Source organism: Mycetocola spongiae (assembly GCF_020424085.1).
Classification (GTDB): Bacteria; Actinomycetota; Actinomycetes; order Actinomycetales; family Microbacteriaceae; genus Mycetocola; species Mycetocola spongiae.
In genome coordinates this window covers 599,534-613,694 of record NZ_CP080203.1, presented here as the reverse complement: position 1 = coordinate 613,694, position 14,161 = coordinate 599,534, and the positions used below count along the sequence as shown (strand labels likewise).

Sequence of the window (14,161 nt, the reverse complement as noted above, 5' to 3'; positions counted from 1 at the left end):
TCAGTGTGGGCTGTCGGGCCGCGTCATCGGACGCGTCGCGGGTCGTGTCGCCGGGGTCCGGCGGGGGAGAATATGGGGGGCCATAATGGTTCAGTCCCCAAAATCTATACCGGGGCACGGGTGAGGAGAGTTCAGATATGGTGCGGCCGCGTGAGTGAGATTACCGCCGAGCTGGCCCGGGTACGCGAGGCCTTTGATAAGCCCACCCTGCGCCTCCTCGACCGCAAATGGGCGCCGCTGGTGCTCGCCGTATTTAAGACCACGTTTGGGCGCGACCGGCAGAGCGTACACGCCGAGCGGCTGCATATTCGGGTGGACTCGCTGCTGGCCGATCTGGCGTCCGCGGGCGAGGAGATCCCCGCACTGGCGGGCCGGGCGCTGTGTGTGCAGTGGATGAACGACGCCTGGCTCTACCGCTCGCTCGGCGCCGACGGCGAGGAATCCTATTCGCTCACCTCGCACGCCCTGGAGGCGCTCTCGATCGTGGACGGCCTGGCCAAGGACCGCGCGCTGCTGAGCGAGTCTCGGCTCACCACCATCCTGGATACGATGTCGCACTGGGCCGCCGAGTCCACCCCCGATCGCGAGGCGCGCCTCGCCCGGCTGGACACCAGGATCGAGGAGCTCACCGCCGAGCGCACCCGGCTGGCCGCGGGCGGGGAGATCCCCACCGCCTCCCCCGAACGGATGCAGGACGGCTATGCCAACCTGATCAACCTGATCGCCCAGCTGCCGAGCGACTTTAAGCGGGTCGAGGAATCCGTGGCCGGAATGCACCGCCAGATCATCAGCGATTTCCGCTCCGAGGAGCGCCCGATCGTGCAGGTGCTCGACGAATACCTGGCCAAAACCGATGAGCTGATGTCGGGCACGCCCGAGGGCCGCGCGTTTGAGGGGGCGTTTGCGCTGCTGCGCGATGATGAGCTCCTCGCCGGGCTCCGCCGCGATATCGACGCGATCCTCGAACACCCCTTCTCCGCGCGCCTGTCCCCCGCCGAACGCCGCGAGTTCCGCGGCACGGTCGCGGTGATCCGCAGCGGAATCGACGATGTCCTCTCCCAGCGCAGCCGCCTGACCGGGACGCTGCGCGAACATATCGTGAACCACGACGTGGTGCGCGATCGACAGTTGGAGACCACGCTGCGCCGGATCAACCAGGAGCTGGAAACCTGGATGAAAACCGCGCCCGTGCGCGCGGCGGTGCCCGTGGAGCTCCTGCCGGGGCTGCCCGAGGTGGGTCACCTGCGCGAGCGGGTCTATGACCCGGCCGGGTTAAGCGCTCCCCCGCCGCTTGAGGACGTCTCGGAGGAGGCCCCCGAGGCGCCGCTGATCGCCGATATTCGCACCCAGGGAGGGCCGCTTTTGGAGGATATCCGGGACGCCCTGCTATCCGGCGCCGCCGAGGGCGCAAGTGCCGGCACCCTGTTTAACACCCTCGATGGCCGGCTGCGGCGACCCGTGGAAATCTTCGGCGTGCTGCACCTGCTCACCCAGATCGACGCGTTGGAATCCCTGGACGGCGAGGCCGAGGAATTCCATACCGTGCGTCCCGATCACAGCACCCAGGCCTTCCGGGTGCCGCGCGTGCAGGTCTCCCCCGATACCGCCCGGGCCCTCGCCGAACAGAAATCCACCACCGAAACGATCACCCAAGGACAGGCATGACCGAGCCCACCCCCGCCGCGCTTCCCGCGGATTCCGATTCGCTCTCGCTCTTTGAGGGCGATGAGGGCCGCCTGGGCGCGGCCCAGCGCCGCACCCTTGTGACGCTGCTGCGCTCCCGTTATCTTTCCCGGGCCGCGCACCCGCAGGAATGGCGCACGCTGCTGGAATCGGAAACCCTGCTCCGCTCGCGCCTCAACGAGCTCTTCCTGGAACTGCATATCGACCATACCTATGAGGTCGCCTATAAGCGCCAGGCCCAGCCCGAGGAGGGCGGCCGTTTTCCCACGCTGCTGCGCGATACCGCCTATACCCGGGAGGAGACGATCCTGCTGGTATTCCTGCGCGGACGCCTGCGCACCGAGCGGGCCGGCGGGGCCGAGAGCGTATTTGTGGGTCGCGCCGAGATGCTGGAATATATCAGCCAGTTCCGGCCCGCCTATGCCACCGACCGCTCGGGGGACGCCCGCAAGGCCGAAAAGGCCGTGGATAACCTCATCCGTTCCGCGATCCTGCTGAAATCCGATGACCCGGACCGGCTGCGCATCGCCCCCGTGATCGAGGTGCTGCTCTCGCTGGAGCGCCTGGGCGAACTGCTGGAATGGTTGCAGGCCAGCAACGGCGAGATGGGGCCCGAGGCCCCCGGCGGGGAGGGTGACCTGGCCGTGGAGGCCGAGCCCACCGCGGCCGAAAACGATCCCGATTCGAATACGGAAGACACCGAGGTATCCGCGTGAGTGACGCTCCCCTGTTTCATATTAATGGCGCAACCGAGGGCACCACACAGTGGCGGGCCGAGACCTTCCAGCTCGTGAACTGGGGTGGCTTCCAGGGCCACCACTCGATGGACTTCTCGGCCGAGGCCACGCTGCTCTCGGGCGCCTCCGGCAGCGGAAAAAGCACGCTGCTGGACGCCTATCTGGCGCTGATGATGCCCTCCGATACCGCGTTTAACGGCGCCTCCAATGACGCCACCACCGGCCGGGCCCGCGGGGCCGATCAGCGCAACCTGCTGTCCTATCTCAAGGGCAAAACCGATACCCTCCGCGAGGAGGATACCGGCGAGATGCGCGATGCCGTGCTGCGCGGGGCCGAGAGCTCCACCTGGGGCGCCATCGCGATGACATTTGTGGACGATAACGGGCGTCGCTATACCGTGCTGCGCACCTATTTTGTGCCGCGCGGGGCCACCGCCTCCTCCGAGGTCTCGATGAAAATGGCCGTGGTGGACGGTTCGTTTGACCTGCGCCAGCTGGAGGGCATCGCCGAGACGCGCTTTGACCGCCGGGCCCTGAAATCCCTCGGCGCGGGAATCGACGTGTGCGCGAGCTATCTGGAATTTGCGCAGAAGCTGCATACCCGCCTCGGAATCGGCGCGGGGGGCGACGGCGGCAAGGCGCTGCGCCTGCTCGCCCGGATCCAGGCCGGCCAACAGGTGCGCACCGTGGACGGGCTTTATAAGTCGATGGTGCTCGAGCGACCCTCCACCTATGCCGCGGCCGATAAGGCCCTCGCGCATTTTGCGGATCTCGAAAAATCCTATGACGCCATGGTCACCGAGGACTCCAAGGCCCGCGTGCTCGCGCCCATCGTGGAGCTGCACGCCGAGTTTGAGCGGGCGGGCGCGGAGGCCGCCACCATCGATACGTTTGGGGTGCACCGCGAGGGAGCCACCCCGTTCACGCTGTGGCGACTGCATGCCGAACGCGATCTTCTGGACGCCGCCGCCGAGGTGAATGCGCTCGGCCGCCGGGAGACCCGCGAGCGCGCGGGCAGCGCACGCGAGCAGGAGGACACCCTGACCCGCCGCCTCGCCGAGCTGCAAAAACAGCAGCGCGAAAACGGCGGCGATGTGCTGGAGGTGCTGGGCGCCGAACTCGCGGTCCTGGGGCACCGGCACGAGCAGGTGCGCGCGGAACGCTCCGATTTCCTCCGCCGCACGGCCCCGCTGGGGCTTGCCCTGGACACGCGCGAGGAATTCCTCGTGGCGCAGGGCTCCGCGGATCTTTTCCTCAGCGGATTTGAGGAAAACCAGCGTGCGCTGGAGGCGGAGCGGGACGTGATTAAGCGCGCCCAGTATCCGCTTGAGGAGGAAAAGCGCGCCCTGCGGGCCGAGGAAAAATCCCTCGCCGGGCGCGAGGGCCTGGTCCCCGAGCGCCTGCATGCCGCGCGTTTGCTGATTGCCCGGGCCGCGGGAATGGACCCCGCCGAGCTGCCGTTTGTGGCCGAGCTGCTGGATATCGCCCCCGAGCAGGAACACTGGCGCACCGCCGCCGAGGTCACCCTCGGCTCGGTGGCCCGCCTCCTGCTTGTGGACGAGACCCGGCTCGACGCCCTCTCGCGCGCAATCGACGGGCTTGACCTGCCCACCCGGATCGGCTTCGAGGGTGTGCCGCTGGGCGGGCCCGCGCAGTTCACCGGCGATCCCGCGCGGATCTCCGGCAAACTCATTTTTAAAGACTCCCCGTTCACGGCCTGGGTGGCCGAGCGCGTGGGCGCACCCCATACCGATGCCCTGTGCGTCGAGGACGCCGCTCAGCTGGGCGGTGGCGGCCCCCGGGTCACCGCGAGCGGCCAGACCCGCGACGGCAAGCGCGGGGCCCACGGCGATGTGCGCGACCGTCATATCATCGGGTTTTCCAATACCGTGCGCCTCGCGGAGATCGCCGCGGAGATCTCCGCGCTGGATGAACGCCTGGCCGAAAATACCGCACTCGCGGGCGCTGTGGGAGCGCGCATGACGCAGCTGCGCCAGGTGCGCGAGGCCCACCTCTCAGTGCGCGATGCCAAATGGGCCACGATCGACGTGGCCGCCGTGGCCGCCGAGATTAGCGAGCAGACCGCCGAGCGCGAACGCATCCTCGCGGGCAGCGATATTCTGCGCGAGCTTAACGCGGAGGAGGATCGCCTGATCCTGGAGCGCGAGGGTGCCCAGCGCGAGAAGCACCTCGCCGAGAGCGAGGCGGCCCGGCTGGGAACCGATCACGCTACCCTCGTGGATCGCCAGGACGCCGTGAGCGCGGAAATCGAGGAGATCGAGATCCGCCAGGACATCTCTCTGAGCGAGGAACACGCCCGGCGCCTGGACGAGGAATTTGCCGCGGTGGGAGACGCCGCCGATTATGCGGCATTTGCCGCGGGCATTCGCCGGCTGCGCGAGCGCCTGCTGGGCCAGTCGCAATCGGCCACGGATGCCGCCGCACGCGCCCAGAACGGCCTGATCCAGATCTTCCAGACCTATCAGGAGCGCTGGCCCGATCCCAACCTCGGCACCGGGGTGGTGTCCTATCCGGGATATCTGGAGATCCTCACGGGGATTCATACCACCGGGCTGCACGCGCGTCGCGGCGAATGGACCCGCCGCCTCGCGGAGTGGAGCGGCCAGGACCTCGTGCCGCTCGGCGGCGCGTTTGACGGCGCGGTGGAGGCCATCGAGGAGCGCCTCGGCCCGGTAAACGACATCCTGGAAACCCTGCCGTTTGGGGCGGGCCGGGATCGCCTCAGCATCGTGCTGCGCCGCCTCGCGAACGAGGATGTCCACGAGTTCCGGCGGGAGCTGCGTGTGCTCTCCTCCGCACCCGCCGAGGTGCCCAGCGATGAGCAGGCCGAGGAGCGTTTTGCCCGGCTGCGCGCGTTTATGGATCGGATCCGGGAGACCACGGGCGGCGGCACCTCGCAGCGGGACCTGCTGCTGGATGTGCGCCGGCACGTGGAGATCACCGCTGTGCGCAGCACGGTGGACGGCGTGGAAATCAGCACGTATTCCTCGCTCGGCGGCAAGAGCGGTGGCGAGTCCCAGGAGCTGGTGGCGTTTATCGTCGGGGCCGCGCTGCGGTTCCAGCTGGGCGATGAGTCCCGCACCCGCCCGCGGTTTGCGCCGGTTTTCCTCGATGAGGGTTTTGTGAAATCGGACTCGGAATTTGCCGGTCGCGCGGTGGCCGCCTGGAAGGGGCTTGGCTTCCAGCTGATCGTGGGTGCCCCGCTGGATAAGGTGACCGCGCTGGAGCCCTATATGCAGAGCATGCTGTCGATGACCAAAAATAATGCCACGGGATATTCCTATATCACCGAGCTCACCGGGGTGCGCGGCTAGCCCGGCCGCCGCTTGGTGCCCTCCCCGGGGAGGGCACCAAGCGGCGCGATCGGGCTAGGCGAAGCGGGGGTTAATCACGCGCCCCCAGGTGCTCTTATTGCCCCAGATGTTTTGGCGCAGGCCCTCCAATTGCAGCACCTGCGAGTGATCCACAAAGAGGTTCACCTCGTTGCCGTAGTTTTTGATATACCACTCAAAAACCGGCGGATCGGCGGCCTCAAACATCACGTTTTCCAGGCCCAGGCCGTTAATGATGCTCGCGGCCGCCGCGGTATTCCACTCCGCGACGTTTTCGGTGATCCCCTCGGATTCGATCATGATGATGCTGGCCCCGGCATCCAGCGCCCGCTGCGCGCGCGAGATCAGATCGCCCACGTCCTTGGCACCCTCGGCGGCGAGCTCCGCGACCGAGGAATCGCCGCCCGACCCAAACTGGATGCCCAGCTCGGGCTTGGCCTTGAGGCCCGCCGCGGTGACCTTATCGATCAGCCGCAGCAGGCCCGAGGTGGGCACGGTGATAAAACCGGTGGAGATTTCGATCACGTCAAAGCCCGAGTTTTTGGCCTCGGCCAGATAGTGATCCACCGCCTCCTCGCCATAGCGCAGCACCGTTTCGAGCCAGCCCCCCGAAGATACATAGGCGCCGTGCTCATGCGCGATATCGGAGAACGCGCGCACCTGCTCGGGCGGGAGCAACGCAAACGAGCCGCCGGCCCATTTAATGCCGTCCACCCACTGGCCGGCAACCTCCAGCACATCGCTGAGATGGCGGGTGCCAAACGTGGAGTAATACGGGGCCCGCACCTCGGTGAGGCCAAACTCGCGCGGCTTGGCCGGACGATAGGCGCGCGGCACAAAGTTAAAGGAAACGTTATGGGCATCGGTATGGGAGGTCATGAGCGGTCCTGTTCTGCGCCGCCCACCCGGGCCAGCGCGGTCGTGAGCTCGCGCACGGGGCGCGTCTCGAGTGAGTGGATCAGCTCGGCGAGCCGATCCGCGGGGCCGATTCCCAGGCCGGGGTGGGCCAGGGGCCGGAATTTTTCGAGCGCACCGTCCCAGTCCAGCGGATCGCTCGGGAAGCCCAGATAGCTGGACTCGCTCGCCTCCAGCACCGAACCATCCGCGAACGTGACCCTCAGCTCGGCGGGCATTTCGGCGGGGAAGCGCGCCGAGAGTGCCGCATCGGGCTCCACGGTGATCAGGGCCAGGAGGTCCTGGATATCATCGGAGAGGATGCGCTCGGGAGTAAATTGGGCGGGCTGCACAGCGCCGTCCAGCAGCGCGGCGGCCAGCAGATAGGGCAGCGAGTGATCGGCCTCCTCCTTGCTGCGGATATTCTGTTTGGAGCCCTCCTCTCCCCCGCCGATGATGGCGTGCGCCACGGCAAAGGTGCGCAGGTGCACGCCCGTGATCGCGCGGGCGAGGAAGCCGTCCTGGGAGCGAATATCCAGCGCCGCCTCGATCGCCGTCTGGGAGTGGATCTCGGCATTATGCCGCTTCACCAGGGTGCGCGGCACCACGTCCAGGCCCTCGGCGGCCCAGTCCACCTCAAACGGGCCCGCGATGGTCTCGCGGAAACCCTTATTGCCCTCAAATACCAGCTCGGGCCCGGTGATTCCGGCGCGCGCGAGCAGCGCCGCAAACGTGGCCTCCTTGGCCACATTGGGATAGGCCAGGCCCTTCCAGTGGGAGAGATTGCCGGTGCGGGTGACACGCAGCGCGTTATTGGCGGTGCCGGAGATGGCGAGGGCCTGGGCCGTGTGTTCCACGCTCAGGCCGAGGGCGCGGGAGACCCCGGCCGCGGCCGCATAGGCCCCCTGCACGGTGTGATCAAAGCCGCGGGCGCGCACCGGGGCGGCCTCGGAGAGCCGGGCGTGTACCTGATAGGACACGGCGAGGGCGGTGAGGAACTCCCGCCCCGAGCCGTCCACGGATTCGCTCGCGGCCAGGACCGCCCCGAGGTTATCGGAGGGATGATTGGTCTCCCCGGGGGCGAGGAAGGAATCCATGAAGTCCAGATAGCGGCTGAGCGCGGTGTTATAAAACGCCACGCGATCCAGGGGCCCCGCTCCCCCGCCGATATAGGTGGCCTGGGGTGTTCCGCCAAGATCGGCGAGCAGGCCGCGGATGGCGCGGATGGGTTCGGCATCGCGCGCGGCAATGGCCACGCCGATGGTATCTAGGACGCGGATTCTTAGCTGCTCCAGGGAATCGGCGGAGAGCGCGGAAAAACGGGCGTCGTGGGCAAATTGCGCAAGAGAATGGACCTCGGGCATGGGTGACCTCTTTTATCTTAAACAGATGACAAATAGGAGAAATACCGCCGCGGTGGTGCAGATAAGGCTTGCCTAAGAAAAGAGGCTACGCCGATTTATCTTGATGTCAAGGTATATTTTTGCCGCGGGTCAATTTGGGTACGCATTCGAACGCATGTTCTACTGGTTTGGGGTGTGGAACTCGCCATCCCCGCGACGCGCTGGGCGCGGGAATCTCCGGGGTGTCACCGAATCATGATGGGAACCCATCACGCACTCTGCGGGGCGGCCGCCTGGGTTGCGCTCACGTCCACGGCCCCCGGATTTCCGGCGATCTCGGCCGCGCCGATCGCCCCCGAATACGTGGTCATGGGGGCCGTGCTCTGCGCCGGTGCGGCGCTCCTGCCCGATCTGGATCACCCCTCGGCGACCATCGCGCACGCGATTCCCGGGGTGGGTCGCGCCGCGACGGGCGCCATCTCGGGCCTGGCCGGGGGCCATCGCCGCGGCACCCACTCGCTGCTCGCGGCGGCCGGGATTGTCCTGCTGGCTTCGCTGCCATTCACGCTCCCGGCGCTCCTCGCGGGCGCGTGCGGTGCCGCACTGCTGGCCTTTGCGTTGCGGGTCCTCGGCCTGCGCGGGGGATGGCCCGCCGCCTGGGCGCTGGGGGCCGCGGCGGCCCTGGGGATCGGCGCGCTCACGCCCGGGCTCTGGGCGCTGCTCGGGCCGATCGTGCTGGTGGGGTGGATCACCCACCTCGCGGGCGATATTCTCACGCGGGGAGGGCTGCCCCTGCTCTGGCCCCTGCGGCCGCGCGCCCCGCGGGCACTGCGCCGCGTGCCCGTATTGCGGGCCCTGTGGCTGCGCTCGGGAAACTTCGCCCTCCCGATCCTGGGGCGCACCGGATCCCGCCGGGAATGGGCGCTCCTGTTGCCGATCGGCGCCTATGCGCTGATCGGGATCTGCGTAAATCTGCCGCTGATTATCGGCGGATAGCCGGGCGCTGCGGGGCTAGGAGCCCGTGGCCTCGGCCACCAGCTCGCGCAGCTCCCCCGCGAGCCCGGGCGCGGCCGCGAGGGTCAGCACGCCATCCGGGGTGGCCCCCTCGCCGAGGGCGAGCCCGCCGGCCTCGGCCACGATCAGGGCCCCGGCGGCATAATCCCACGGCGCCAGATCCCGCTCAAAATAGGCATCCAGCCGCCCCGCGGCCACCAGGCATAGATCGGTGGCCGCCGAGCCGCCCATGCGCAGATCGCGCACCCGCGGTGCAATCAGCGCGGCCGCGCGGGCCTGCTCGGCGCGGCGCCCGCGGTCATAGCCCAGTCCGGTGCTCACGAGTGCCGCGCGCAGGGGCACCCCGGCGGTGACGGCGAGCGGCACATCCTCCCGGGTGGCACCCTCGCCGAGGCCCGCGGAATAGGAGGCGTTCTCGGTGCAGACGTGCACGGCCGCCGCCCGCACCACCCAGGACTCGGGGGTGGGCTCCCCCGATACCGCGGCGATGCTCACGGCATAGGGGCCGCAGCGATAGAGATAATTCACCGTGCCGTCCAGGGGGTCCACGATCCAGGTGATCCCGCTGCTACCCGCGATCAGCGTGCCCTCCTCGCCGAGGAAACCGTCCCCCGGGCGTGCGGCGAGCAGGCGCTCCCGGATCAGGACCTCCGCCTCGCGATCGGCGCGGGTCACGATATCCAGGTCGGTGCTCTTGGTGGCGGCAATGCTCACGCCCCGATCGCGGGCGAGACGCAAAAACTCGCCCACCTCCGCGGCCACCTCCGCGGCGAGGGTGCGCAGGTTTTGGGTTTCACTCATTAGGACAGTCCAATCACGGGTTCCCGAAACGACGTGTGTTCCGGGGTGGGGGCGGTGAGAAAATCGAGGTCGGCGCCGCGGTCGGCCTGGAGAACATGGGTGCTGTGCAGGAGCGGCCAGCCGCGCAAATCCGGGGCGGAGGCGGGCCTCCACGCGGCGGCGCGGCGGGCCAGCTCGGCCTCGCCGAGGTCCACGGAGAGTGAGCGTTGGGCCACATCCAGGTGGATCATATCGCCGTCGAGCAGCAGGCCCAGCGGGCCGCCGATCGCCGCCTCCGGGGCGATATGCACCACGCAGGTGCCAAACGCGGTGCCGGACATGCGGGCATCCGAGAGGCGCACCATATCGGTGACCCCGCGCCGGGCGAGCGTCACCGGAATCGGGATCACGCCCCATTCGGGCATGCCCGCACCCACCGGTCCGGCCCCCGCCAGTACCAGCACGGCATCCTCGCCGGGATCAAATTCCGGATCCGCGCAGCGCGCGACCATCGTGGCATAATCGCGGAATACCACGGCCGGTCCCCGATGATCCAGTAGGTCGGACCCCGCGGTGGAAACCCGCAGCAGCGCACCGCGCGGCGCCAGATTTCCGCGCAACACGGCAAAGGCCCCGCCCGCGAGCACCGGCGCCTCCCGCGGGGCGATCGCGGGTCCGTCCGCGGGGCGCAGATGCGCGGACCACGGCAGGCCATCGGCGCTGGGCAGCGTGGGATCGATCAGATCCCCGAGCGTGTGCAGGAGCGCGGGCACTCCCCCGGCGGCATCAAACTCCGCCAGCAGATAGCGACCCCCGGGCTCCACATCGGCCAGAACCGGCGTGCCGCGCGAGGCCTCGTCCAGCGCCTCGGGCTCCCAGTCCAGGGCGCGCCGCCCGGCCAGCGCCGCGAGATGCAGCGCCACATTGGTGGAGCCGCCCAGCGCCGCGAGCGTGGTCAGCGCAAGGTTCAGGCCCTCGCGGGTCAGATAGTGATCGGGGGTGCGCTCCTCCCAGACGGCGCGCACAGCGGCGCGCCCCGCGGCCTCGGCCTGACCCGGGCGGCGCGGATCATCGGCGGCGGGGGTCGAGGAGCCGGGCAGGAGAAAACCCAGGGCCTCCAAAACGATCGCCATCGAGGAGGCGGTGCCCATGGTATTGCAGGAGCCCGGGCCACATGCGAGTGCCCGCTCAAACCCCGCCCAACCCTCGGCATCCAGCGTGCCCGCGCGCTGCTGCTGCGTCGCGCGCCACAGGGCGGTCCCGGTGCCCAGATCGGCCCCCCGGAAGCGGCCCGCGGGGCGCGGGCCGCCGTTCACGATGATCGTGGGCAGATTGGCGCTGAGCGCGCCCAGCAGCGCGCCGGGCAGCGACTTATCGCAGTTGCCGAGGATGATCAGGCCGTCCAGGGGGTAGGCGCGCGCATATTCCTCCACCTCGATTGAGAGCAGCGCGCGATAGAGCATCGCGGTGGGCTTCATCAGGTCCTCGCCCAGCGTGATGGTGGGCAGGATCAGCGCGATCCCCCCGGCCTCTCGCACGCCGCGCGCCGCATCCTCGCCGCGGGCACGCAGCGTCAGATTGCACGGGTTGATCGCGGAGGAGGAATCGAGGATGCCGATGATCGGGCGCGGGTGTGCGGGGTCCACGGTGATGCCGGAATTGGCCAGGGCCACGCGGTGCATCAGCGCGACCTCGGTGCTGCCGGCAAACCACGCGTTACTGCGCAGGGGTTTCGAAAAAGTCATGACCGGTTCAGTACACCAACCCCGGATGACGTAAATCCCCCCGCCCGGTGTACATTCCGTGCACACTGCGTGACGTCCGCGCGGTCGCGGCGGCGCTCTGGCTAGATTGGGGCCATTACCGAACACCGTTCGAAAGGATCAGCATGACCGTCTCGCCACCCTCCACCCGCCGCGACTATACGGTCGCGAGCGTGGCCCGGGCCGTGCGCCTCGTGGATATCGTGGCCGATGGCCCGCGCCACGGCGTGACACTGACCGAGCTCACGCGCGCGCTGGGGCTGTCCAAGAGCGGCACGTTTGCGCTCGCGCGCACCCTCGTAGACGCGGGCTATGTGCGCGAGGTGGAGCCCGGGCCCCGCTACCGCCTGGGGCTCGCGCTGGTGCGGCTGGGAGACCGGGCGGTTGATGGCTATCCGCTGACCGAGGCCGTGCGACCCTTCCTGGAGAGCCTGACCCAGGCCTCCGCGATGACCGCGCGCGCCGCCGTGAATGATAACGGCTATCCGATGTTTATCGCGCGCGTGGACGCCCCCGGGAACGTGCGCTTCCACGCGCCGTTGGGGGTGCGGGAACTGCCCCATTCCTCCGCCGCGGGCAAGGTGATTCTGGCCCACCTGGACCCCGCCGAGGCCACCCGGGTGCTGGCCGAGACCGGCCTGCCGCGGCGCACCGCGCATACCCTGACCGATCCGGCGCGGGTGCGCGCGGACCTGATCGCGATCCGCGAGCGCGGTTATGGCATCGATGATGAGGAGGATCAGGACGGCGTGTTCTGCCTGAGTGCCCCGGTGCTGGGGCGCGAGGGCGCGATCTTTGGTGCGCTCTCGATCACGGGGATTAAGATCTCCCGCACCCCCGAGCAGGTTGCCACCCTCGGCGCACAGGTGCGCGATTCGGCCCTCGCCCTGACCCGTTTGCTGCGGAGCTAGCGTGCGCGCCCTGCGCATAGCCGAACCCGGACGGATCGGGATCGCCGATGTTCCCGCCCCGGTCGCGGGCCCCGGGGAGACGCTGTGTCGGCCGCTGCTGATCGGCCTCTGTGGCACCGACCTGGAGCTTCTTGACGGCCAGATCGCGCCGGATCAGGTGCGCTATCCGCTGATCCCCGGCCACGAGTGGGTGGGGGCGGGTCCGGATGGATTGGTGGTGGCCGAGGGGCTCATCGGGTGCACCACGTGTGCGCGCTGCCTCGCGGGGGAACCCAATCTCTGCGCCGCTGCCACCGAGACGGGCTTCACCCGCGACGGGGCGGCCGCGGAGCTGATCGCGGTTCCCACGCGCGCACTGCATGCCGTGGGCCCGGAAATCGGGGTGGATAACGCCGTGCTCCTGGAGCCGGCCGCGGTGGTCTGGCGCGCCCTGGATCGTGCCCAGCCCGCGCCCGGCAGCCGCATCCTGATCATCGGCGATGGCACGATTGGCCTGCTCGCCGCCCGGCTCAGCGCCGCCTGGTCCCCCGCCGAGGTGCACGTGCGTGGCCTCCGGGCGAGCCAGCTGGCGCTGGTGCGCCGCTCGGGGGCCTCGCGGTTTTTCCGGGAGCCCACCGCGGGTGAATACGATCTGGTCATCGATGCGGCGGGCAGTCGCCGGGCCACGCTTGAGGCGCTGGCCGCCGCGCGCACGGGCGGCACCGTGCTGCTGCTGGCCTATCTGGGGCGGGGCGTGGAGGTGCCGCTGCCCGTGGATGAGATCATCAACCGCGACCTGAGCGTGCGCGGCAGCTTCGCGTCCACCCCGGCGGCCTGGAACGCGGTGCTCTCGGGCCTGTCCCGCGGCACGCTGGATCTGGACTGGCTGATCACCCATCGCTTTGCGCTGGGCGAGTTTGACGCGGCCCTGCATGCTCTGCGCGAGCCCGGCGGCTGCCGCGGCAAGGTGATCCTGGACCTGAGCCTCTAAACGCCTCGGTCCCACGCGTGTGGGAGGTCCCGGCGATCGTCGCCACTCCCGCACGCACTGACCCCCTCATTCATAGCCCCGGCTGATGCGCGCGCCGTGCACGCCGGCTTTATACTCGCCCGGGAAAGATACCCGACCCGAGCGCCCGGCGGCATCACCGCTGCAACGTATCCACAACACACCTGATGTGCGGCTATCTTCACCCTCTTTGAATAGAACAAATGTTCGAACCGGTGATAATATGGCGCATATGCATGAAAATAACCAGGTCCACGATGTGATGCAGCGATATTTTGGGGCGCTCGGGAGTCCCGATCCGGCAGATCTTAAGAACGTGTTTAGCGAGGATGCCGTCTGGCATGCCCCCGGGCGCCTTCCTAATTCGGGAATCTGGCGCGGAAGCGAGGCAATCGTGAGCGAGTTCTTCCCCATCGCAACCCGGCGAATGAAACCTGGCTCATTCGCCACACATCTACTCAGCATGACTATCGGTGCAGATAACGCGGTTGTTGAGTGGGAGGCCAGTGCCGAGAACCTGGCAGGAAGCGTCTACCAGAATCGATATATGGCCAATTTTATTATTCGGAATAAACAGATCGTTGAGGTCCGAGAGTACTTCGATACGCAACGTGGCGAGACCCTTTTCGCCTAGCAGAACCATTCCTGCGCGATAGAAATGGCCCCGCTCACCAGGGTGGTGAGCGGGGCCGTTT

11 protein-coding genes are annotated in these 14,161 nt (G+C 68.4%); 7 read left to right on the top strand and 4 right to left on the bottom strand.

The annotated features are described in order from the left end of the window. Positions 1–150: 150 nt before the first annotated feature. From KXZ72_RS02915 to KXZ72_RS02905, 3 genes are read left to right on the top strand one after another with little or no spacing between them, the layout of a single operon-like run. Entirely contained in the window at positions 151–1,665 is a 1,515-nt protein-coding gene (locus KXZ72_RS02915) for a DUF3375 domain-containing protein (RefSeq protein ID WP_226082241.1), read from the top strand. Next, positions 1,662–2,399: a DUF4194 domain-containing protein gene (locus KXZ72_RS02910; protein WP_226082240.1), complete on the top strand. Its 738-nt coding sequence runs from the start codon at positions 1,662–1,664 to the stop codon at positions 2,397–2,399. The genes KXZ72_RS02915 and KXZ72_RS02910 overlap by 4 nt, the downstream gene beginning before the upstream one ends. Beyond that, positions 2,396–5,755, top strand: a complete 3,360-nt coding sequence (locus KXZ72_RS02905; RefSeq protein ID WP_226082239.1) for an ATP-binding protein — start codon at positions 2,396–2,398, stop codon at positions 5,753–5,755. The genes KXZ72_RS02910 and KXZ72_RS02905 overlap by 4 nt, the downstream gene beginning before the upstream one ends. Positions 5,756–5,809: 54 nt before the next feature. On the opposite strand, the gene KXZ72_RS02900 is transcribed toward KXZ72_RS02905, so the two are convergent. Together KXZ72_RS02900 and KXZ72_RS02895 are read right to left on the bottom strand one after the other, a co-directional pair. Then, positions 5,810–6,652 carry a phosphosulfolactate synthase gene (locus tag KXZ72_RS02900; RefSeq protein WP_226082238.1) on the bottom strand — a complete coding sequence of 281 codons (843 nt, stop codon included), beginning with the start codon at positions 6,650–6,652 and terminating at the stop codon, positions 5,810–5,812. Further along, positions 6,649–8,031: an MmgE/PrpD family protein gene (locus KXZ72_RS02895; RefSeq protein WP_226082237.1), complete on the bottom strand. Its 1,383-nt coding sequence runs from the start codon at positions 8,029–8,031 to the stop codon at positions 6,649–6,651. The genes KXZ72_RS02900 and KXZ72_RS02895 overlap by 4 nt, the downstream gene beginning before the upstream one ends. A gap of 234 nt (positions 8,032–8,265) precedes the next feature. Here KXZ72_RS02895 and KXZ72_RS02890 point away from each other — a divergent pair, with 234 nt between their 5' ends. Then, positions 8,266–9,006: a metal-dependent hydrolase gene (locus tag KXZ72_RS02890; RefSeq protein WP_226082236.1), complete on the top strand. Its 741-nt coding sequence runs from the start codon at positions 8,266–8,268 to the stop codon at positions 9,004–9,006. A 15-nt stretch (positions 9,007–9,021) separates the two neighbouring features. Here the strand turns inward: KXZ72_RS02890 and KXZ72_RS02885 are convergent, their stop codons facing one another. Both KXZ72_RS02885 and KXZ72_RS02880 read right to left on the bottom strand, forming a co-directional pair. Next, a complete protein-coding gene (locus tag KXZ72_RS02885) occupies positions 9,022–9,825 on the bottom strand; it encodes an inositol monophosphatase family protein (protein WP_226082235.1) in 804 nt (267 codons plus the stop codon). Further along, on the bottom strand, positions 9,825–11,549 hold the full coding sequence (locus tag KXZ72_RS02880) for a dihydroxy-acid dehydratase (RefSeq protein WP_226082234.1): 1,725 nt from the start codon (positions 11,547–11,549) through the stop codon (positions 9,825–9,827). The genes KXZ72_RS02885 and KXZ72_RS02880 overlap by 1 nt, the downstream gene beginning before the upstream one ends. A gap of 143 nt (positions 11,550–11,692) precedes the next feature. Between KXZ72_RS02880 and KXZ72_RS02875 the strand changes: the two genes are divergently transcribed. The 3 genes from KXZ72_RS02875 (at position 11,693) to KXZ72_RS02865 (ending at position 14,100) form a co-directional block, all read left to right on the top strand. Then, a complete protein-coding gene (locus KXZ72_RS02875; protein WP_226082233.1) occupies positions 11,693–12,478 on the top strand; it encodes an IclR family transcriptional regulator in 786 nt (261 codons plus the stop codon). A 1-nt stretch (position 12,479) separates the two neighbouring features. Beyond that, the gene (locus KXZ72_RS02870) at positions 12,480–13,448 is read left to right on the top strand and encodes a zinc-dependent alcohol dehydrogenase (RefSeq protein WP_226082232.1); all 969 of its coding nucleotides are present in this window, start codon (positions 12,480–12,482) and stop codon (positions 13,446–13,448) included. Between the two features lie 250 nt (positions 13,449–13,698). Continuing rightward, on the top strand, positions 13,699–14,100 hold the full coding sequence (locus tag KXZ72_RS02865) for a nuclear transport factor 2 family protein (RefSeq protein ID WP_226082231.1): 402 nt from the start codon (positions 13,699–13,701) through the stop codon (positions 14,098–14,100). Positions 14,101–14,161 lie beyond the last annotated feature (61 nt).